Source organism: Citrobacter sp. RHBSTW-01013, assembly GCF_013781985.1.
GTDB classification, from domain to species: domain Bacteria; phylum Pseudomonadota; class Gammaproteobacteria; order Enterobacterales; family Enterobacteriaceae; genus Citrobacter; species Citrobacter braakii.
The window spans coordinates 34,951-54,136 of sequence record NZ_CP056187.1; the positions used below are offsets into that span (position 1 = coordinate 34,951).

General features: G+C 40.7%; 23 protein-coding genes and 2 pseudogenes. 10 read left to right on the forward strand and 15 right to left on the reverse strand.

Features of this window, described 5'->3' with window-relative positions:
* Positions 1-6: 6 nt before the first annotated feature.
* The 11 genes from mobP1 to HV350_RS26290 all read right to left on the reverse strand — a co-directional run bounded on the left by mobP1 (position 7) and on the right by HV350_RS26290 (position 5,684).
* The gene (gene mobP1, locus HV350_RS26240; RefSeq protein ID WP_181630776.1) at positions 7-1,164 is read right to left on the reverse strand and encodes a MobP1 family relaxase; all 1,158 of its coding nucleotides are present in this window, start codon (positions 1,162-1,164) and stop codon (positions 7-9) included.
* Between the two features lie 2 nt (positions 1,165-1,166).
* The gene (gene ddp1, locus HV350_RS26245; RefSeq protein WP_181630777.1) at positions 1,167-1,712 is read right to left on the reverse strand and encodes a DNA distortion polypeptide 1; all 546 of its coding nucleotides are present in this window, start codon (positions 1,710-1,712) and stop codon (positions 1,167-1,169) included.
* Positions 1,713-2,050: 338 nt separating this feature from the next.
* Positions 2,051-2,308 (reverse strand): hypothetical protein, encoded by a 258-nt coding sequence (locus HV350_RS26250; RefSeq protein WP_050152485.1) that lies wholly within the window; start codon positions 2,306-2,308, stop codon positions 2,051-2,053.
* A 14-nt stretch (positions 2,309-2,322) separates the two neighbouring features.
* Entirely contained in the window at positions 2,323-2,472 is a 150-nt protein-coding gene (locus HV350_RS26255; protein ID WP_172665488.1) for a hypothetical protein, read from the reverse strand.
* Positions 2,473-2,548: 76 nt separating this feature from the next.
* Positions 2,549-2,893 carry a hypothetical protein gene (locus HV350_RS26260; protein WP_080994273.1) on the reverse strand — a complete coding sequence of 115 codons (345 nt, stop codon included), beginning with the start codon at positions 2,891-2,893 and terminating at the stop codon, positions 2,549-2,551.
* Positions 2,894-2,988: 95 nt separating this feature from the next.
* Positions 2,989-3,207, reverse strand: a complete 219-nt coding sequence (locus tag HV350_RS26265; protein ID WP_181630736.1) for a hypothetical protein — start codon at positions 3,205-3,207, stop codon at positions 2,989-2,991.
* Complete coding sequence (locus tag HV350_RS26270; RefSeq protein WP_249418048.1) at positions 3,200-3,466, reverse strand: hypothetical protein; 267 nt, start codon at positions 3,464-3,466, stop codon at positions 3,200-3,202. Before HV350_RS26270 ends, HV350_RS26265 begins: the two co-directional genes overlap by 8 nt.
* Before the next feature lie 9 nt (positions 3,467-3,475).
* Entirely contained in the window at positions 3,476-4,018 is a 543-nt protein-coding gene (locus tag HV350_RS26275; protein WP_181630786.1) for a hypothetical protein, read from the reverse strand.
* 41 nt (positions 4,019-4,059) lie between these two features.
* The gene (locus HV350_RS26280; RefSeq protein ID WP_128451845.1) at positions 4,060-4,575 is read right to left on the reverse strand and encodes a J domain-containing protein; all 516 of its coding nucleotides are present in this window, start codon (positions 4,573-4,575) and stop codon (positions 4,060-4,062) included.
* A 555-nt stretch (positions 4,576-5,130) separates the two neighbouring features.
* Positions 5,131-5,445, reverse strand: coding sequence for a CcdB family protein (locus HV350_RS26285; RefSeq protein WP_050152488.1), 315 nt, complete (start codon positions 5,443-5,445; stop codon positions 5,131-5,133).
* A gap of 2 nt (positions 5,446-5,447) precedes the next feature.
* Positions 5,448-5,684, reverse strand: coding sequence for a type II toxin-antitoxin system CcdA family antitoxin (locus HV350_RS26290; RefSeq protein WP_050074640.1), 237 nt, complete (start codon positions 5,682-5,684; stop codon positions 5,448-5,450).
* A 1,022-nt stretch (positions 5,685-6,706) separates the two neighbouring features.
* Between HV350_RS26290 and HV350_RS26295 the strand changes: the two genes are divergently transcribed.
* The 4 genes from HV350_RS26295 to HV350_RS26790 all read left to right on the forward strand — a co-directional run bounded on the left by HV350_RS26295 (position 6,707) and on the right by HV350_RS26790 (position 9,702).
* The gene (locus HV350_RS26295; protein WP_181630738.1) at positions 6,707-7,612 is read left to right on the forward strand and encodes a replication initiation protein; all 906 of its coding nucleotides are present in this window, start codon (positions 6,707-6,709) and stop codon (positions 7,610-7,612) included.
* Positions 7,613-7,620: 8 nt separating this feature from the next.
* Entirely contained in the window at positions 7,621-8,055 is a 435-nt protein-coding gene (locus tag HV350_RS26300; RefSeq protein WP_181630740.1) for a hypothetical protein, read from the forward strand.
* 176 nt (positions 8,056-8,231) lie between these two features.
* Positions 8,232-8,585 (forward strand): DNA distortion polypeptide 3, encoded by a 354-nt coding sequence (gene ddp1, locus HV350_RS26305; protein ID WP_249418049.1) that lies wholly within the window; start codon positions 8,232-8,234, stop codon positions 8,583-8,585.
* A gap of 46 nt (positions 8,586-8,631) precedes the next feature.
* Positions 8,632-9,702, forward strand: a complete 1,071-nt coding sequence (locus HV350_RS26790) for a hypothetical protein (protein ID WP_241652290.1) — start codon at positions 8,632-8,634, stop codon at positions 9,700-9,702.
* A 90-nt stretch (positions 9,703-9,792) separates the two neighbouring features.
* On the opposite strand, the gene HV350_RS26315 is transcribed toward HV350_RS26790, so the two are convergent.
* Complete coding sequence (locus HV350_RS26315) at positions 9,793-10,074, reverse strand: hypothetical protein (RefSeq protein WP_050074636.1); 282 nt, start codon at positions 10,072-10,074, stop codon at positions 9,793-9,795.
* Positions 10,075-10,166: 92 nt separating this feature from the next.
* Complete coding sequence (locus HV350_RS26320; protein WP_050074635.1) at positions 10,167-10,829, reverse strand: division plane positioning ATPase MipZ; 663 nt, start codon at positions 10,827-10,829, stop codon at positions 10,167-10,169.
* Between the two features lie 371 nt (positions 10,830-11,200).
* On the opposite strand from HV350_RS26320, the gene HV350_RS26325 reads away from it, so the two are divergent.
* Complete coding sequence (locus tag HV350_RS26325) at positions 11,201-11,848, forward strand: recombinase family protein (protein ID WP_024262784.1); 648 nt, start codon at positions 11,201-11,203, stop codon at positions 11,846-11,848.
* A 142-nt stretch (positions 11,849-11,990) separates the two neighbouring features.
* Here HV350_RS26325 and HV350_RS26330 read toward each other — a convergent pair whose 3' ends face one another.
* Positions 11,991-12,695, reverse strand: a complete 705-nt coding sequence (locus HV350_RS26330) for an IS6-like element IS26 family transposase (RefSeq protein ID WP_001067855.1) — start codon at positions 12,693-12,695, stop codon at positions 11,991-11,993.
* A gap of 211 nt (positions 12,696-12,906) precedes the next feature.
* Here HV350_RS26330 and HV350_RS26335 point away from each other — a divergent pair.
* The 3 genes and pseudogenes from HV350_RS26335 to HV350_RS26345 all read left to right on the forward strand — a co-directional run.
* Positions 12,907-13,134: pseudogene (locus tag HV350_RS26335) on the forward strand (transposase domain-containing protein); the annotation flags it as partial.
* A 133-nt stretch (positions 13,135-13,267) separates the two neighbouring features.
* The gene (locus tag HV350_RS26340) at positions 13,268-16,240 is read left to right on the forward strand and encodes an autotransporter outer membrane beta-barrel domain-containing protein (protein WP_181630741.1); all 2,973 of its coding nucleotides are present in this window, start codon (positions 13,268-13,270) and stop codon (positions 16,238-16,240) included.
* 107 nt (positions 16,241-16,347) lie between these two features.
* The gene (locus HV350_RS26345; RefSeq protein ID WP_059387039.1) at positions 16,348-17,544 is read left to right on the forward strand and encodes a glycosyltransferase; all 1,197 of its coding nucleotides are present in this window, start codon (positions 16,348-16,350) and stop codon (positions 17,542-17,544) included.
* A gap of 102 nt (positions 17,545-17,646) precedes the next feature.
* Here HV350_RS26345 and HV350_RS26350 read toward each other — a convergent pair.
* A pseudogene (locus HV350_RS26350) lies at positions 17,647-18,141 on the reverse strand (transposase); the annotation flags it as partial.
* 269 nt (positions 18,142-18,410) lie between these two features.
* Between HV350_RS26350 and arsR the strand changes: the two are divergent.
* Both arsR and arsD read left to right on the forward strand, forming a co-directional pair.
* The gene (arsR, locus tag HV350_RS26355) at positions 18,411-18,764 is read left to right on the forward strand and encodes an As(III)-sensing metalloregulatory transcriptional repressor ArsR (protein ID WP_001114073.1); all 354 of its coding nucleotides are present in this window, start codon (positions 18,411-18,413) and stop codon (positions 18,762-18,764) included.
* 47 nt (positions 18,765-18,811) lie between these two features.
* Entirely contained in the window at positions 18,812-19,174 is a 363-nt protein-coding gene (gene arsD / locus HV350_RS26360) for an arsenite efflux transporter metallochaperone ArsD (RefSeq protein WP_000783215.1), read from the forward strand.
* Positions 19,175-19,186: the final 12 nt, after the last annotated feature.

The following is a 19,186-nucleotide window of genomic DNA, read 5'->3' on the forward strand; positions in this document are numbered from 1 at the left end:
CATTAATCAGAACTTGATGCCTATTTTCGTCTTTTGCTGGTTTTGTAGCATGGCTTGTTTCAATTGAGTAAATTGGTTCATCTGATTCTGTTGCTTCTGAATTTGAGTAGCACTACCAAGCACTACTTCTTTACTTGCGGACGGGGTTCTGTTCACACCTTTAACACCAAGGTTTTCCAGGTTCCACTCATTACGATGGGCTGTCTTCCAGCCATGTTGTACGCCGTTCTTATCAAGCGCAGGTATCTTAACTTCCTTCTGACCAAGCTTTTTGAGTTTAACCAGGTCACCTTTTTTGACGCTTTCCCGTTGGGTTAGATCGCCAAAATCCGCGCCCCAGTATGTCTTTTCGATACCTTTATTGAGTGTTTTTAGTTTTAAAAAATGCTGTTTAGGTTTGCTTTTATCATGCTGGTAATGGTCATAACCTACATCAACAACCTCATACACTCCTTTCTGTCGTTTAGGTGCTGTACTGTGCGCATCTTTAACTGACTGGTTGAGTCCCACCTGTTGCCTGTGAGTAGCTTTAACATCATATCCCTTGAGACACAGCTCCTGGCAAAAACCGCTGCGGATCTCCCTCAAATCTTTCTTCTTGATATCCGTGCGTTTCCCGTCTTCATCACGAATGCGGAAAACAACATGGACATGTGGGTGGTCTTTTTTATCGTTGTGATAACTCAATACAAATCGATTATTTGGGTATTTTTGGTGCATGGTTTTTCTGACAGAATCGAGCAAGTCCTCTGGTTTAACCTTTGCAGAAACCGGAGGAGAAAAAACGATGTTTTGTGAAACTTTTTTGTTTTCTTTACCTTTATCATTCATCACATGCTGAGGATCATTAGCACGGTCTATCATATGCTCTTTAGCTTCTTTGATTTCATCACCGTTCCAGACCTGACCACTTTCATTCATTACTGGTAGCTCAGATTCACGACTCATGTAATCGATGCTATTTCTTATGCCTTGTCTTGTGATAGCACCACCAGATATTTTCACGACGACTTCTTTACTGGCACCTTTACGGTTAACGCGTTCCTGCACATTTCGTTGATAATTCTTCCCACCATTCTTAACCTTATGGGCAAAAGCGGATTTACTGCCAGCTTCAGATGATTTACGTTTTACACGAAAATCCTTATCAACCGAAACACCCATAACTAAACCTCAACCTTGTTAGATACAGAACGCCCTTTACACAGCATAATGTAGTTTTCAAACTCATTCTTGAGGCTCAACATTTCCGATTTAAGCTTTTCTGCATCCTGAAAAAAACCATTTTTATCAAGTACTCTTGCACCATCGTTTACTATAATATAGTGAAAGTTTCGGCCAATTTTATCAATAGTATTACGACACCTGTTCATAACAAGTAATTCCTGATCAAAAAAATCCAGTTCATTATCAAGTGTTATTTGAATACGATATCGGCATTCTCTTGATAAAGTCCAACCATGTCGTTTAGCTTTTTTCTCAATTTCACTTCTTTGTTTTAGTGTTAAATACATTGTGGTTTTGGTAAAATTATCACTATCTAATACAGTGTTAACTTCATCATCTTTAGCTGTACTTTTCAGCAAAGCACTGGCAAGTAATTTCATGCCTTTAGCAACTGTTAACCCTGGCTCATCAGGATAAATTACTTTCATGCATTTAAGTAATTCATCGTGTTGATAATCTTCAAGTCTGAACTGTACTTTTTTCATAATCCCTCCAACAAGAACCGACTGTAGGTCAACGGGCAAACGTAGCGGAATGGCGTCGCAGACGTCATTTTGCGGCGTTTGCCCTATCCTGCATCGCATTATTTTTGCTTTGCTCTTGAATTGTGCTTCAGTAGCGAATGAAAAGCAAAAAACGGTGGGTAATAGTGGCTGTAGCAACAGATTGTCTTCGACCGCAAACATCAGTGTTGGGGTATGATTGGTGGATATTGATTCGCTTCGCGAAGGGTCTTGCAGGGGGCGCGAGCGCTGTTTCGGGGAGTATTGAAAATAGCACCTCCCGCAAAACGGGAGGGCTTCGGCGTATCAATAACTGTGCTCTATTCAGTATCCGGTTCACCGCCTCCCATGCCCTTACGGGCATCTACAATCCAGCGTCGGAAGTTGCTCATGCGCTTTCGGTTTGCCTGGGTGGGTCTTCTGCCCCGGTTTCCTGTTAATACACGCCAGTCTCTCAACCCAGTTTCTTTAGTCCAGTACAGTATGATTTCCCCTTTAGCATTGAAGCCAAGAGAAAACCGCAGTGAACCTTTACTCTGTTGTTCACTGATAAACTGTATAAACTCCTTCTTAGTCATAAACCCTCCTTGTCCTATTTATCAGTGTGTTCAGAATTTCTTTTCACCAATGCTTTCCTGAGCAATTCCATGAACTCTGGAAAAGAAGAAAATGGCATGATCGGGAATACCGGATGAGCGCCCTTTTCAACTGCCTGTATTGCTGATAGCATACGTTCTGACATTAAAATATCCTCCCAAGGGATTTAGTGTCACGGTATCAGGTTGCTTCAACAACCTGATACCACCTCTTTTAAATGGTTAGTTGTACCTTTTCAGTATTTCTATAATCTCCTTTTTAGCTTTATTCTGTTCCTCTGTAGTAAATGCAAAATTGAACCACGCATTAACTTCACGTAAAACCCTCTCTTTTGATAATCCGCATTCATCAAACCAAAAGGCGACATTTTTCTTAAGTGAATTAATTGCGCTGATTTCATTGTTATCCAGCTCTCTTGCAGAGAGAACCACATAACCGCGACCACGATTTTTTATTTCAAAGGAATGAATAGCAAGAAGGAGTGTTTCTGATCGAACAAATGCAGTGCAGGTGATAACGTGTTTATTTACGTTTAAAGCGTTAAAGTCGATGATGTAAGTTTTCATTTTAACTCCCGCCCGTTTGGGCTGCTGGATTAAGGTAAGGAACTATTCCGAACCAACAAAATCATTATACCATCAAATGATGGTAACGCAAGAATTCAATTCCGTTTTGTTAATTTATATTCTGGATGTTCATCAGCCAAAAGTAAGAGCATTTCATATGTTCCGGCAGCTAACCCGCGTGAAGTTTTTCCCGTAGTTTCTTTAGCTTGCCAGGCTGATAATGTGAAACCAAAGCGATCAGCCGCCTGTTGTTGGGTAAAGCCAGCTTTAACACGAGCATCTTTAACCTGTTCCGGTGTTGGCTTGTCAATCATTTTTATTTTTTCCTATCGCTTCAATACAGAACAGATACATGATTTCATCATTCATTTTATCTTTGAATAAGTTAACTTCATCGGCATAAAAGCTGAACTCTTTTACAATCTCTTTTGTCACTTTTTTTCCTGGCTCTTTAGAGCCTTTTTTCATTAACTTTTGAACAAATAAATAAACCCTCCCAGCATCATCGGACAGCGTTACTCTGTAAGTAACGTTACCCTTGTTTTTTCTGTCTACAAAAATTTCCTTCATCATCTATCCCCTTTATAGCTGTTTTATCAGTCCGGTTAATCTAACTAGCTGATCAATGGTTAACCCCCGCACAAGAAAACCATATCCATCATAATGCTCGGTTACTTGTCCATCTAATCCGTTTTCAGTTCTGAAGCCTGTCAGCGTTCCGTGCCAGCTCTCAAGCTGTACCAGCTGTGATAACATCCCTTTTAAAATCTGCTTCTGTTCCCTTTCAGCTTGTATTTCTCGTTCATATTGCCCAGCCTTCTGTACATCCTTCCGCGCATTGACCAGTATTTTACGCTCTATGTCAGCAGCTATCTCGACCGGATTACGCTGTGGGGATACAGTGCAAGAATAACATGGGCTACGCCAGTTACGGCTATCTACGCTTCCCACTATCGCAAGTCTTCCCTTTTGCATTCGAATATGTACAGAATAATTTTTAAATTGCGAAGACGTGAGTTTTAAACGGTACTGGCAATCATCAAGTAGATTCACACGCCAGTTGTTACCTAAGATACGGCAGACGATATCAAAAACAGGCTGATAGATTTCAAAGAAAGATTTCATATTCATTTGCTCTTGTTAGGGGGCTTTCGCCCCCATTTCAGTTAAGTTCTGTTTTCTACTTTTTTCCAGCCCGTCGCCTTGTATTGTCCTGCTGTACCGTACATCTCGCGGATTTCATCTATACTATGTTCTTTCCGGTTCCGACTGGCCTTATATTCATCAGGACGATAGAACCACTGTTTTTTCTTTGATGCCCACTTGCATCCCAGCGCTTTAAGCGCTTCTTTATGTTCGCGGGTTTCTCCACTGATCCACACCCAATTACCAATAACTTCATAAATCACACCAGACAAACCAGAAAGAACGTTCAATACGTTTTCAAGTTCTTCACCGTAGTTGTATCTGGCGTTTTCATCAGGACTCTGGAACTGGTTGATTTTATCAATGTTAGCAATCAGAAAGTCGAACGCAGTATTAACCGCTTTCATCAGTTCAGCACCTAATGGATTGCGATCTGGATGATATTTCAGAGCCAGTTTTTTGTAAGCTGTTTTGATTTCTTTCTCTGTCAGTTCACCTGATAACCCAAATACGTTTAATGCTTCCTGAATATTCATATTTACTCCCGCCCGTTTGGGCTGCTGGATTGAGGTAAGGAACTATTCCTGACCAACAAAATCATTATACCATCAAATGATGGTATAACAACTATTATTTACTATATAAAGACAACGTAAAGACGGTATGGTATTTACATGCAGAGGGATTTTAAAAGAGGCGCGAGCTGTGGTTACATTCTGCATGGTGATTTAATCGCGCCGGAGGCGTTCGCCAGTTCTGGCGAACTAACCTGGATGAGCCAGGGCAGTAACCCCCCTTCCCTGCTAAGCCAAATTACAGACCTTCAGACAATTTAGCCTGTCGCAGTTAGCGCGTGAGCTTGCGAACGGTACGCCGGGTTGTAGCATAGCTACGGCACGGGGCGCTGTAACTGCGCGTTATGAGCTGCTTTGTAGCGAATTACGAGGCAAGCTACTGGAACCCGATGAACCCTTACGCGACATGATGCCAGCATAAATTTAATCCAGGCGTTACTGAAGACAAAAAATGCCAGCAAAAAAGCGTTGGCCAGCTGCGCCGGTCGCTAAACTTTGCTGGCATCCAGGATGTTATTAAATCCCGTCCAAAAGAAAATCTATCGAGGCTTTAACCTGAGAACGATATTGCACGGCAGTACAGAACTCAGCGCCCAGCGCCCGAACGGGTATGCTTGCCAGTTCATGAGTCATTACGGCGTATTCGTTGCCGTCTGTCAGCATGATGATAGGGATCATCCGTTCAGGCCGTTTTCCGGTGGGGTACTTTTCGAGAGGGAGTAAGGGGATGACGATCCGACGATTGAGCTGTCCGATAATATCGCTCGTCACGTCAAGCAGGTACGGGTAAATCGTTGTCTTTCCTGTATTCTGGTAAACGGTGAATTGCATTGTCAAAACGTCCTGTATTCATCGCTGAAACAACCATTCTCATCGTGAAAGCGATTTAAGGCGTCCAGGGCCTCCATGTTCTCTTTTTGCCACTTCTGAGCAGCATAACGGCGTAATTCAGCATCAAGGGCTGCAACCAGAGTTGCGCTAAGGTTGATACCCGCTTCACGTGCCTGGTTCAGCAAGCCGCGCTCAAGCGTCATGGTGACGCTTTGTGTGTTCCGTTGTTTCGTTGCCATGACTGACCTCCAATCATAATTTGTCGTGTAGTATACACGACTGTTTACACGGAACGTATCGCTGAAGTGACATTTCTTGATTCCCTAAAACGTCCTGTATCGCGTTCTAAGCGTTTTTCTGCGCGTTGTTGTTGCATAGTCAGGGTAAGGCGATGATAACGACACTGAGTGGCTTCTATTGCCTCTCAGTGATGGATCTTAAAAGGATCAAGATTCACATGCTCAGATCCTAATTGTGGACGTAAGTTAAAAATCAACTCACCTTTAAGGCCTAAAGTGTAGGATGTCCATGATATTAACCAATTGTTTTAGTTGATAAATTAATGGTCACAAAATGAAGTTAAAAATTCTCTCACCTTTCTTACTAAAAATTTAGAAATAGATAAAACAGGCACCGCTCGCCGCAGCCGAACGACCGAGCGTAGCGAGTTAGTGAGCGAGGAAGCGGAATTTAGTCAGTTGCTGACGGTGGCACGTACACTCAGTGGCTAGAAAGTGAGCACTTGTGTTTTTTCTGCTGAGGCTGAAGGCTAGCGTGATCTATCCTCCGGGTTTAGGTGAGGTTATCCACAGCCACTGTGCATTAAAAGACTTATCTTTTCTTTTCTTTTCTTTAAAACCTTAAAGACTTAGAGGTGTTGTAACTGTATGTTTTTAAAATAAAAAAAACGGTAAACATGAGGGCTTAGTACGTCAAACATGAGAGCTTAGTACGTCAAGCATGAGAGCTTAGTACGTTAAACATGAGAGCTTAGTACGTTAAACATGAGAGCTTAGTACGTCAAACATGAGAGCTTAGTACGTGTAATTCACAGTTATATAAGAAGATCTTTGGATCTTCGTATTGCTATGAAAACAGTGTCTTATTTAACCTATTTTGTCCAGGATAGCCCGACTTCTGACACATCCTAAGCATTCTTGAATCAGCTAAACATGAGTGGATAGTACGTCGCCATCATGAGAACAAATAAATTGACTCTCATGTTTTGACGAGTAGGATATAGTAAACGAATGAGGTGATCATGAGAGTTAAAGCTATGATGGATGTGAGTAAAAAAACAAAGATTCGTCACAGAAATGAGTTAAACCACACTTTGGCTCAGCTTCCATTACCCGCTAAACGTGTCATGTATATGGCGCTAGCTCCTATTGATAGTAAAGAACCTCTCGAAAGAGGGCGTGTATTCAAAATTAAAGCAGAGGATTTAGCTTCTCTTGCAAAAATAACCCCTTCACTGGCCTATAGGCAGTTAAAAGAGGGAGCTAAGCTTTTGGGATCAAGCAGAATATCGTTAAGAGGAGATGATATTGTAGCTTTGGCTAAAGAGCTTAACCTTCCATTTAATTCTAAAAATATGCCTGAAGAAATGGATTTAAATATCATCGAATGGATTGCGTATTCTCATGATGAAGGATTCCTATCACTCAAGTTTACAAGAACTATTGAACCCTACATATCAAGCCTTATTGGTAAAAGAAATAAATTTACAACGCAATTGCTAACTGCAAGCCTCCGCCTTAGCAGTCAATATTCTTCATCCTTATACCAATTGATAAGAAAAAATTACTCTAACTTCAAGAAAAAAAATTCATTTGTAATTTCACTTGAAGAGTTAAAAGATGAGTTAATAGCTTATACATTTGATAGTAACGGTGGTACTGAATATAAATATCCTGAGTTTCCAATTTTCAAAAGGGACGTGCTAAATAAAGCTATTGTTGAGATAAAGAAAAAAACAGAAATATCATTAATTAGTGTTTCCGTTTTCGAAAAAGAAGGACGCAAAGTTAGCAAGTTACAGTTCGATTTTGTAGTTGATGAGGAGGAGTTTTCAGGGAACGAAGATAGCGACCAAAATTGTTTAAGTGATGAAGATAAACTTTTCCTTCAAGAATTCGATAAGAAAGTACCACCAAAGAAAAAATGAGGTGAACTATGGCTAAGATCTACGAATTTCCTCAAGGTGCAGATCGCAATCGATTAAAACGAGAAATAGCCAGTGAGCGAAAAAGACACTTAAAGGAGAAAACCGGGAACCCGCTTCTGAAGTACATTAAGTGGAGTTGGTTTTATCTTCGTCTTCTAACAGCGGGAACACTGCACCTGATTTCAGTCATTACGCTGGCGATCCTGGGCGCATTCAGCACTGTGATATTCTGGGTAGGTGGATTGATTTGTGTCGTAACCTGGTTCCATCTTGAGCACCAGTTCTGGACAGCGCAAAATTTTACTATCCCTGTGATTGGCGGCGTGTGGGGTTTGAGTTTGTTATCCGCTCCGCTAGTAGAGCTGATGAACAAAAGGACGCCCTGGTATCGTCTTCTTGTTCCTGATGCTACAGAGGCGCACACGGACACTGAGCATGAATAACCGTGATAGCCCGTTCTTTGCCTTGCCTAGCCGGTTTACCACACTTAAATTTATGTATGATGGGGTTGTGTTTTTCACTGTGATGCAGGATAGGGCAAACGCCGCAAAATGACGTCTGCGACGCCATTCCGCTACGTTTGCCCGGTGACCTACAGTCGGTTCTTGTTGGGGGAATTATGGAATTTAGAGTAAAAGAATTTATTAACGATAAATATACAAAGGCTGTTAATATTTTAAAGGATAATCTTAAAGAAAACTATCACGTTTTTTATGGTGTCCGATTAAGCGAAATTCTTTTCCCTGCCAGTGAATATGGTTCTGAAGCATTTTTCAAAGAGTTTGAATCGATTAACAGTATCACTTTACCTTTAGTTATCTTCGATACGCAAGAGAGAAAAACCGTGATGGTTATCAGCTTAGAAGATACGTTAGACTTATCATTACTTTGTGATGAAATATTAGAGTTTTTTGTAATCAGTAATTTTGCAGACCTTCTAAAAGATGAACGTTTGGTTTCTTTGTATAAATGAGATTGAAACCATAAAGTTGAAAACTATTTAACAAAGGTTGAAAGATATGAAAGACGATGTTGTTATTTTGAATTATACGCAGGATGCTATAAAAGATTTAACTGGTATTGAACGGAATATTTTAACAACCCATCCCTATTCATCTCATGTGCTCAGAAATATCATCACGCTACTTTCTGATAGCACTAAATTCATTCTACCAAATTGTGCTGACTTTGTTGATTCTGAAAACTTCACTCAGACTCATTTAGATCTCGCTAGGCTTCCCTACCCCGTTGTAGCTTTTGAAATTCCCTGGGTTAAAGAAACGCCTTTGGAACAATACAGAGATTTTCCAGTAAGTCTTTCTACAAAACGCATAGCGCTGTGCATCGAGTACAGTGTTGAATATAAGCATTTGTGCCCGGTTCATAATATTGACAGGCTTCTAAATGACCATCCAGAAGGTGGTGTGTTAGTCTTTTCTATCTACTACTCTGACGATGAACAACTTTGGATTGCATCTACTGGAGGCTCATTTATCCCTTTTAATAATAAGGTGCAAAATGTTAAAGACAGCAAGAGCAATATATTACCTGCAACGAGAATTGCTCACGAACAGCTAATGATGGCTGGTAAGATTAAGTCTAAAAACCCCCGTCAGTTTTTTGCAGAACCATTCATTGCTTTACCTGAATTTGCTGCACAAATGCAATCTGCTCTTGGAAGCCGTGAAAAGCTCTTTTCGGATATAATGCTTAATACGCGAGATGAGGTTTTTGCGTACATTGGTGCTTGTAGCTTATTGAATTGTGCCAACGTAATTATTGAGAACGCTAGTGTTCCCTCTGCTGTTACAAATAAATTACCCCCTTCAGCGCGGAAGAAATTGAAGCCCCAGCCAAAACCAAAATTTGAATATAAGATTCTTCAAATTTCAGAAGAACGGATCATCTCAACGAAAGGCGCAGGTGTAGGCGGGAATGAAACCTCATTACGTCGCACTCATTTACGACGCGGTCACTTGAGGCGATTGAGTGATAAAATAGTCTGGGTGAGACCTTCAGTAATTAATCCGGGTAGTACAGCTGGGTTTCTTGCTAAAGATTATTCGATTCGCAAGAAAAATAACGACTAATCGCGCTATAACGCTTCCTACCCGTCCTTCAGTACGGGTAGATGATCAGTTCAGTTAAATGCGGCATAGGTCAACATCATTGCTTTATGGTTAAATTTTTGCAGATTCCAGTAACCAGTGATTTTTCTGGTTTTCGTCCAGGTTATCGAATGCGGCCAGCGCTGCTTTAAGAACGGTCGTTCTGCTCTGCCCCGTTCTGGTTGCTTCAGCCTCAAGGATATCGTCAAAGGTTTCTGAAAGCCGGAAGTTCACCAGCTTTGCTTTACCTGTCGTTGGCTTCCTGTTAGCGCCTGAGATAAAGCGGGCGGTTTCTGCATTTGTTGCCTGTTCTTCTGTTGCCGGAACAACAGGTGTTTTGAGTTTTAAAGCCATATAACAATCCTCATGTACTTAATACGTGTAAATACAATATCGTCTTTATGTTGTCTTTACAATGTAAATTGTATTTTATTGCCTTGAAATAACTAAATAATCCCGATTTCCTGAGCCAATAATTCTATCTGTGCTTTCGCTTTTGTCAGGCTGGATGCTCGGCTCACATCGTGCACCCCTGCCCCTTCATTACAGGCGCTTTCAAACACATCCAGCTCTGACATACGCGTTTTCAGTGGCTGTATCCAGACACTGTCTGAACGTAATAATTTATCCAGTTCAATCGCGGCTTTTATGTGTCGTGGTTTACTCGGGTTTATTCTGGTCAGTAATACCCAGGGTTGCAGTGCTGAGTTTGATTTCTGAGCCATACGGACTTTTTCGGTTACGCTGGTCAGCGTTTCACTTTCGAAGTCTGAAGAAGCCTTAACGAGCGTTATCATGGTATCTGATACTGTCAGTGCGCTACGGAACTCCAGGCTGTCGTGTCCTGGGCAGTCAACAATCAGAACGTCACACAGCTTGCTCAGGCGTTTTATTTCCTTACTTACGTTACCGTATGCCTCGTACACCGTAACGATGGGAAGACCATGCCCCTGGCGTTTCTCATTCCAGCTCAACAGGTCGTTGTTCTTATCGGTTTTCAGGATGATCACCGATTTGGATCTGTTAACCAGCATTGATGCTGTATTTGCAACGTAGGTGCTCTTCCCTACCCCACCCTTATCCGAAACCACCAGTAAAATTTTGCCCATATCAATGTCCTTTGTCTTTACGTTGTAAATAATATGGTGTCTTTACGTTGCCTTTCTCATGTAAAGACCTCAATGTCTTTATGTTGTCTTTATAACCCATACTCTTTATAACGTAAAGCGGCAGTAAAGATAGTTGTGTCTTTACGTCGAATTTACATCGTAAAGCGTAGTATGTCTTTACATATGCTTTATAGGGTAAATCCTGTGGTGTCTTTATGTAATCTTTACTTTGTCTTTATGCTTGTTTGATGGTGACAATGTCACAGAAGGTGCTCTTCTTTGGTTCTGTTTGAGTATGCCTTTAAAATACCATGCGAAACAGGTACTATATGGTTATGCTTTAATAACCTAAATTGAACTGGTTCGACATTGTGACTCATACCGTACCGCAAAGCTTTGTCCGGGCTTATTTACGCGCCTCAACATCTGAACAAGACGCTTCTCGCGCACTCGCTGCGATCGATAGCTTTGCTGATGAGCGTGGCCTTAACATCTGCAATTACTACATCGAGAATGAATCTGGTTCGCGGCTCGACCGACCGGAATTATTCAGACTGCTGAACGACTGCCGACAGAACGATATTCTCCTCATTGAAGATGTTGATCGGCTTTCACGCTTAACTGGTGAAGACTGGAACAGCCTGAAGAAGTTGATTCGCCAGAAGGATATTCGAGTGATGGCCATCAACGTACCGACAACCTGGATTGCTTCAGCGAGCCATGATTTTGATAGTCGCATGTTTGCTGCAATCAACGATATGTTGCTTGATATGCTGGCTGCTGTGGCTCGTCGTGATTATGAACAACGCCGGGAACGTCAAAGGCAGGGGATTAATAAAGCTCAAAAGGAGGGAAAATATAAGGGGCGTCAGGTCAATCAGGCTCGATACGATGCAATTAATCGGTTGCTCGATAGCGGTAGTTCTTGGAGCCAGGTTCAGAAAATTATGGCCTGTAGTCGAGGGACAATTAGTAGTGCTGTAAAATCGAGGGAAGATAAACGTGCTTTGAGTAAGTAGTTACAACACACAAGAAAATGTCTACCCGTCCTAGCTGGTTGGCTTGTGTGATTGTTCAATAGGGGTCAGTTTGGATATCGAAAATTATTGGGCACTGTTGCAAAGTTAGCGATGAGGCAGCCTTTTGTCTTATTCAAAGGCCTTACATTTCAAAAACTCTGCTTACCAGGCGCATTTCGCCCAGGGGATCACCATAATAAAATGCTGAGGCCTGGCCTTTGCGTAATGCACGCATCACCTCAATACCTTTGATGGTGGCGTAAGCCGTCTTCATGGATTTAAATCCCAGCGTGGCGCCGATTATCCGTTTCAGTTTGCCATGATCGCATTCAATCACGTTGTTCCGGTACTTAATCTGTCGGTGTTCAACGTCAGACGGGCACCGGCCTTCGCGTTTGAGCAGAGCAAGCGCGCGACCATAGGCGGGCGCTTTATCCGTGTTGATGAATCGCGGGATCTGCCACTTCTTCACGTTGTTGAGGATTTTACCCAGAAACCGGTATGCAGCTTTGCTGTTACGACGGGAGGAGAGATAAAAATCGACAGTGCGGCCCCGGCTGTCGACGGCCCGGTACAGATACGCCCAGCGGCCATTGACCTTCACGTAGGTTTCATCCATGTGCCACGGGCAAAGATCGGAAGGGTTACGCCAGTACCAGCGCAGCCGTTTTTCCATTTCAGGCGCATAACGCTGAACCCAGCGGTAAATCGTGGAGTGATCGACATTCACTCCGCGTTCAGCCAGCATCTCCTGCAGCTCACGGTAACTGATGCCGTATTTGCAGTACCAGCGTACGGCCCACAGAATGATGTCACGCTGAAAATGCCGGCCTTTGAATGGGTTCATGTGCAGCTCCATCAGCAAAAGGGGATGATAAGTTTATCACCACCGACTATTTGCAACAGTGCCTGCTGGGGCATTATACGTTTTCGTTACCGGAAGATATTCTGAAGGGCGAGTTAAGACCATTAAATTTCAATACAAACAATGAATTAACCTCTTAGCGTGGTTTTTTACATCATTGGACCTTGAACCCCGTAACTGCGTCTGACTACCCGACAATCAGATGCGTCCCTGGGCGTTGGGGCGCAAGAACTGGCTGTTTGCAGGTTCGCTGCGCAGTGGTCAGCGAGCGGCAAACATCATGACGTTAATCCAGTCAGCAAAGCTGAATGGCTTGGATCCGTATGCCTATTTAAGTGATGTGCTGAAAAGGCTGCCGACACACAAAGTGACCCAAATTGAAGAATTGCTGCCACACTGCTGGAAACCTGAACCGAATTAAAAAATAGGCATGGGGTTCAGCGGACGCTTACCTTTTAGGGTTATGTGTAGTACATTAATCGTACTATTTTTGCATTTTTAATATATAATTTTGTGACTTGTGTATTATTTTTTTACAATAGAGTGAGGTTAGTATGAATAAAATCTTTAAATTAATATGGAATAATTCATTGGGCCAATGGATTGTATGTTCAGAGCTTGGGCGAAAAGGGAAATCATCATCGAAAACGGCTTTATTGATTGGTGGTGTTCTGATTTCATCTTCGAGTTTAGCCGTAGAGTGTACTCAAGGATCAAATGGCTCAGTTACAGTGAATAATGCAAATAATACTGGAGCAAATATTAACTGTGAAGTATCCAGCATTTTACCTGAAATAGGAAATACAAGTATTTGGAATACTGGGTTTTTAGTTTATAGCCAAAAAGCCAACAGAAGCATAACGCTGACCAATGATTTAACCACAACACTTAAGGGATCGGGGGGGATTTCAGTCTATGGTACTGCACCTAACTTTACATCTTCTTTTAATGCCGCTGGAAAAACACTCAATCTTACAATTGCAAATTTAGATGCGAATAGTAGCAATCCAAACGGAGATAGTATTGCAAAAGTAGGATTGGGAGTATCGCATGGAGGTACATCAACCATTGGTACGTTGAATCTCACTATGTTAGACCTACCTAGGGGATCAACATTTGGTGAACGATTTGAACATTATGGTGTAGTTGCTGGTTCAAGTGTCAGCTCTGGAGAAACTGCACCTTTTAACGGAATAAGATCAAAGGCTATCTTTGACAATTTAAATATTAAAATGAGTGCAAATAATAACCCATCCTTTTTGTTATCAGATTATCCGTTAGTTGTCGGTATTCGTGCAATTCAAGGAGCACCACAATCTTCTGGTAATGGTAGTGCTGGTTATGTAGAGGTGAATAAAGATTTAAACATTGATATTAAAAATCAAAAAAATGATGCAATAGGAATTTATATTTCGGGTTCGGAGCAAGGTGGTGTAGTACCAGAAGTTCATTTAAACAACAGTAATATCAGTATTGAGAGCACATCTACTCGTGCAAATGCCATTCGTCTAGGGAAAACAGCATCAGTTGGTACAGGCGAGGGTCGTTTGTATTCTAAAGGAAAAATGGTAATTGATACGACAAAAGCAGTTAATGATTCAGCAATTGATATTATTTGGCAGGGCGCTTTATTAGATGCTAACTCGGAGACTTCTAGTACCGAAATCAAAGCAGGCAAAGAGGCTATTAGTATTAGTGGTAATTCAAGTCAGGCCACAGATCAGACGACAACAACATTTAATAATTTAGTCATCAATAAAACAGCCACAAATACGGCAAGTTTAATTACTGTAGGAACAAACCAGAAAAACTATATTTTCTCTGCTAGAGGTGATAACACTTCACTGATCTCTAATACAGGAAATAATGCATATTTGATTAATGTTCAAGGAGCAAGTACAACGCCAAGCCAAGTCAATTATAATTTTGAAAACGGATATATGCAGGGACTTGTAAATAAAACAGACAGCTCTACTTTAAACCTTAATTTAAAAAATAATGCTACATGGCAATTAGAAGCGAATGGAAATAGTACTCAAGCAAACTTTACAACACTAAATTTAATAAATTCACAACTAGTTGCTCATGATGTGAATCGCAGTAATTTACTTATAAATACACAATCTGCTTTTAACTTAAAAGGAAACGTTGTTGCATCCAACTCTCAAATTGATCTGGCTAATGGTGTGGCTGGAGATAAATTAACCATTACTGGCGACTATACAACTGGAAATAATACTTGGCTAATGGACTCTTATTTAACGGGTCTTGGACAGAGTGGTGATTTAGGTGTAGACGGTAAATCATATACAGATAATGTCAAAATTACGGGCAATGTGATCGATAAAGGTATTGATTGGGTTTGGGTCAATAACTTAAATCTGGTTGATCCAACTGGAAAAGAATCCATTTTGATGTATGACATCGATGGAGCATCCAATGGTGAATTTCTTTTACAACGTCGTGTTGTTAAAGGTGGTTACGAATATCTTTTAAATAAACATGCAGATGGTGACTGGTATCTTGAAAGTTTCAATATGAAAGGTGCAACAGGTCCTACAGGTCCATATCAACCAGTCATTCGCCCAGAGGTTGGTAGTTATACTTTTAATGCCAATATTGCTAATAACTTATTTGTCCATCGTTTAGAAGATCGTATTGGTGCAAGTGAATACACCAATATGAATAAAGATGATGTTGGTCAACTTTGGTTAAGAGCTGTAGGGGGCTATAATGAATTTGAAGATAAATCTGGACAGATTGATACCGATGGTCATCATTATCTTTTACATGTAGGTTTAGGTTTGGCAAAATTTGGCGAAAAAGATGAATATAATGTCGGATTAATGGCTGCTTATGGTAATGCACGGAGTGATTCCAAATCATCTATTACAAATTATAAATCATCTTCAAAAATAGATGGTTATGGCTTTGGTTTGTATGGAACCTGGTTTGAAAATCCGACTGAAAAAACTGGTGCATATCTAGATACATGGGCAATGTGGAGTAAGTTTAAAAATGAAGTATCTGGACAAGATTTTGGAACAGAAAAATATGACTCTTCAGGGATTACTGCCTCAATAGAAGCTGGTTCTAGTTATAAATTTGGACAAAGTGAAGGCGTTAGTTATTGGATTCAACCGCAAGGTCAATTTATTTACCAAGATGTTCAATTAAATTCATTTAAAGAGAAATCTACAGGTACGCTAATTGATAAAGGCAAGGGCAATATTCAAACTCGTCTTGGTGCAAAAGCCTTTCTTGTGGTCCCTACAGATATTGCAGCGAGCTCAAACTATCGCCCATACGTCGCATTAAATTGGATTTATAATTCTGAAGACAAACTTGTGAAGTTAGATAATAGTTACTATGGTATTTCTGGTAACTCAAATTTGGGTGAAATTAAATTTGGTGTTGAAGGACAAACAAGCAAAAACAGTTATGCATTGTTTAATCTTTCATATCAGATGGGTAGTAATAACTATAGCGATTTCATTGGAAATATTGGTTGGAAAGTGAATTTCTAATTCTAGTATTTAAGTATTCTTATTCTTAAAAGAAATCCTTCAAGAAGCCTTGCAATGCAAGGTTTCTTTCATATAGAAGTATGTAAATAGAATCAAAGAGAAAAAATATGACACTTTGCTTAAATATGATTGTAAAAGATGAAAGTCATATCATTGAACAAACATTAGAAAATATATGTCAACATTTTAAGTTGGATTACTGGGTAATCTCAGATACTGGATCTAGTGATCGTACACCAGAGATTATCGAAAACTTTTTTAAAGCGAAAAATATTCAAGGTGAGATAATTTATGAAGCTTGGCAAAATTTTAGTTATAACCGTAATATTGCTTTAAAAGCTTGTCTTGGAAAAAGTGATTACATTCTTATTTTTGATGCAGATGATTCTTTAATAGGTGAGTTAAGTCTACCGGCTTTACAGAAAGATGCTTATTATTTTCAACTTTCCAATGAAGATCTCTCTGTAAAATATTTAAGAAAACTCATTATTAAAAATAATGATCAGTATCATTGGCGTGGTGTTTTACATGAATATTTAGAAAATAAAAATGAACAAGAGGTAGGGGAAGTTCAAGGCGATTATGTCGTTATCTCAGGTCGAAAGGGTAACCGGAGTTTAGATAAAGACAAATACTTAAAAGATGCCAAAATCCTTGAAATAGCTTATATCGCTGGTGATGATCCAGATTTATTGCCACGTTATGCATTCTATTGTGCACAATCATATAAAGATGCTGGACAGATTAATAAAGCAATTGAATGGTATCTAAAGCGGGCTGAATTAGATACGGGTTGGTATGATGAGAAATACTGTAGTTTTGAACAATTAGGCTTACTTTATGAAAGTGAAAAAAATTATAAAGACGCACTATCGTATTGGCAGATGGGGATAGCTTATGACCCACAAAGGGCAGAGTGTTGGTATCATTCGGCTAGACGACATAGTTGGGATCATCATCCTGAATTGGCTTACTGTTTTGCCAAACAAGCTAGTGAAATAAAAATGCCAGAAGGTAATCGTTTATTTTTAAAAAAAGATATTTATAAATTTTGGTCACTATATGAATGGTGCTTAAATGCATACAAACTTGGAAAATTTGAAGAGTCTTATCTAGCCTTTAAAAAATTAGTCGAACACTGTCCAGAAGACCTTGTAAATCGTTTAACGCATCAAATGAATGAGTATCGTTGTCTTATTATGCAAGACTCTTTTTATGATGTACAAATTTTAGCAGTCAATTTAAATAAAATTGGCAAAAGATATTTACTAGAAAATATTTTAAAAGATTTTAGTAAATCTTGATTTTAAGAGCCTCTAAATATTATTGCAGTCATTAAAAAACGGCTTTTTTGCATAAATATTTTGGAGCCTGTAAATAATTTTGTGTAATTGCTTTTCATCAATTTAAAGGTGATTGCTTAAGCGGTCACCGAATTCAATAATAAAGCGGCTCATGGCTAAACGCCAGTCGCGAATCGGCATATTCCACTTTTTAGATGCTGCATCAATGGCCAGGTAAATCACTTTACGTACAGAATCATCCGTTGGAAAGACTTTACGCTTTTTGATCGCCTGACGTATTACGCTGTTTAATGATTCGATCGCATTGGTGGTATAGATGGCTTTGCGTATCTCGGCTGGATAAGCAAAGAAGGTATTTAGATTCTCCCAGTGTGTACGCCAGCTTTTGCTGATCTGTGGGTACTTGTCATCCCATGTTTGGGCGAATTGATCCAAGGCCATCAAGGCTGCCTCTTCAGTAGGTGACTGATAAACGGCTTTTAAATCCTGAGTGACCGCCTTGTAATCTTTCCATGATACGTATTTCAAGCTGTTACGCAGCATATGGATAATGCACAGCTGGATATGGGTTTGCGGGTATACGCTGTTAATGGGGTCTGAGGGCCAATGGAACGAAAACGTACGCTAAGGAAATAACCAATTGTTATAATTGATATTATTCATTCTTCTCTATGAACTGAAAGCCCGCACTAAGCAATGTTTTAGCCTCAAATGACTTTTTTACCTACCCAACTAACGTAACGATCGCACATCAGGTCGTTTTTCAACCGCATAGTGACACCTGCACTCACATGCGAGAAAACACATATGATTTTGACTTCTTGTTTTGGTGGAGAGACAATACCCATTCATAGCAGGAGTACATAATGCCAGAAATTGCATCCCTACAACTTTTCAAAATACTATCTGATGAAACCCGCCTGGGTATCGTGCTACTGCTCAGGGAGATGGGGGAGCTGTGCGTATGCGATCTCTGCACAGCGCTGGAACAATCACAACCCAAGACCTCCCGCCATCTGGCGATGCTTCGGGAAAGTGGCCTGTTGCTGGATCGCAAGCAGGGGAAATGGGTTCATTATCGCTTATCCCCGCATATTCCTTCCTGGGCTGCCCTGGTGATTGAGCAGGCCTGGTTAAGTCAACAGGACGACGTACAGGCCATCGCCCGTAAGCTGGCATCGGCCAACTGCTCTGGCAGCGGTAAGGCTGTTTGTATCTAAAAATTTTGCCTGTACATATATGTTTTTACGAATATGAGGTGTTAAAGATGAAAATGTTAACGGTGTTTGATCCGGCGATGTGCTGCAGTACCGGCGTTTGTGGTTCAGATGTCGATCAGGTTTTGGTCAATTTTTCTGCTGATGTGCAATGGCTGAAAGGGCGTGGGGTTCAGATCGAACGTTATAACCTGGCGCAGCAGCCTATGAGCTTCGTTGAGAACGAAAAAGCGAAAGCATTCCTTGAGGCTTCTGGAGCTGAAGGGCTTCCGCTGCTGTTGCTTGATGGTGAAACGGTGATGGCCGGGCGATACCCAAAACGCGCTGAACTGGCTCGCTGGTTTGGTATACCGCTGGAAAAGGTGGGTTTAGCTTCCACCAGTTGCTGTGGTGGTAAAACTTCCTGTTGTTGAGTATGTCAGGAG

Coding starts and splice junctions, on each gene's coding strand:
- mobP1 (WP_181630776.1), bottom strand. CDS start 1,164: ATGGGTGTTTCGGTTGATAAGGATTTTCGTGTAAAACGTAAATCATCT.
- ddp1 (WP_181630777.1), bottom strand. CDS start 1,712: ATGAAAAAAGTACAGTTCAGACTTGAAGATTATCAACACGATGAATTA.
- HV350_RS26250 (WP_050152485.1), bottom strand. CDS start 2,308: ATGACTAAGAAGGAGTTTATACAGTTTATCAGTGAACAACAGAGTAAA.
- HV350_RS26255 (WP_172665488.1), bottom strand. CDS start 2,472: ATGTCAGAACGTATGCTATCAGCAATACAGGCAGTTGAAAAGGGCGCT.
- HV350_RS26260 (WP_080994273.1), bottom strand. CDS start 2,893: ATGAAAACTTACATCATCGACTTTAACGCTTTAAACGTAAATAAACAC.
- HV350_RS26265 (WP_181630736.1), bottom strand. CDS start 3,207: ATGATTGACAAGCCAACACCGGAACAGGTTAAAGATGCTCGTGTTAAA.
- HV350_RS26270 (WP_249418048.1), bottom strand. CDS start 3,466: ATGATGAAGGAAATTTTTGTAGACAGAAAAAACAAGGGTAACGTTACT.
- HV350_RS26275 (WP_181630786.1), bottom strand. CDS start 4,018: ATGAAATCTTTCTTTGAAATCTATCAGCCTGTTTTTGATATCGTCTGC.
- HV350_RS26280 (WP_128451845.1), bottom strand. CDS start 4,575: ATGAATATTCAGGAAGCATTAAACGTATTTGGGTTATCAGGTGAACTG.
- HV350_RS26285 (WP_050152488.1), bottom strand. CDS start 5,445: ATGCAATTCACCGTTTACCAGAATACAGGAAAGACAACGATTTACCCG.
- HV350_RS26290 (WP_050074640.1), bottom strand. CDS start 5,684: ATGGCAACGAAACAACGGAACACACAAAGCGTCACCATGACGCTTGAG.
- HV350_RS26295 (WP_181630738.1), top strand. CDS start 6,707: ATGAGAGTTAAAGCTATGATGGATGTGAGTAAAAAAACAAAGATTCGT.
- HV350_RS26300 (WP_181630740.1), top strand. CDS start 7,621: ATGGCTAAGATCTACGAATTTCCTCAAGGTGCAGATCGCAATCGATTA.
- ddp1 (WP_249418049.1), top strand. CDS start 8,232: ATGGAATTTAGAGTAAAAGAATTTATTAACGATAAATATACAAAGGCT.
- HV350_RS26790 (WP_241652290.1), top strand. CDS start 8,632: ATGAAAGACGATGTTGTTATTTTGAATTATACGCAGGATGCTATAAAA.
- HV350_RS26315 (WP_050074636.1), bottom strand. CDS start 10,074: ATGGCTTTAAAACTCAAAACACCTGTTGTTCCGGCAACAGAAGAACAG.
- HV350_RS26320 (WP_050074635.1), bottom strand. CDS start 10,829: ATGGGCAAAATTTTACTGGTGGTTTCGGATAAGGGTGGGGTAGGGAAG.
- HV350_RS26330 (WP_001067855.1), bottom strand. CDS start 12,695: ATGAACCCATTCAAAGGCCGGCATTTTCAGCGTGACATCATTCTGTGG.
- HV350_RS26340 (WP_181630741.1), top strand. CDS start 13,268: ATGAATAAAATCTTTAAATTAATATGGAATAATTCATTGGGCCAATGG.
- HV350_RS26345 (WP_059387039.1), top strand. CDS start 16,348: ATGACACTTTGCTTAAATATGATTGTAAAAGATGAAAGTCATATCATT.
- arsR (WP_001114073.1), top strand. CDS start 18,411: ATGCCAGAAATTGCATCCCTACAACTTTTCAAAATACTATCTGATGAA.
- arsD (WP_000783215.1), top strand. CDS start 18,812: ATGAAAATGTTAACGGTGTTTGATCCGGCGATGTGCTGCAGTACCGGC.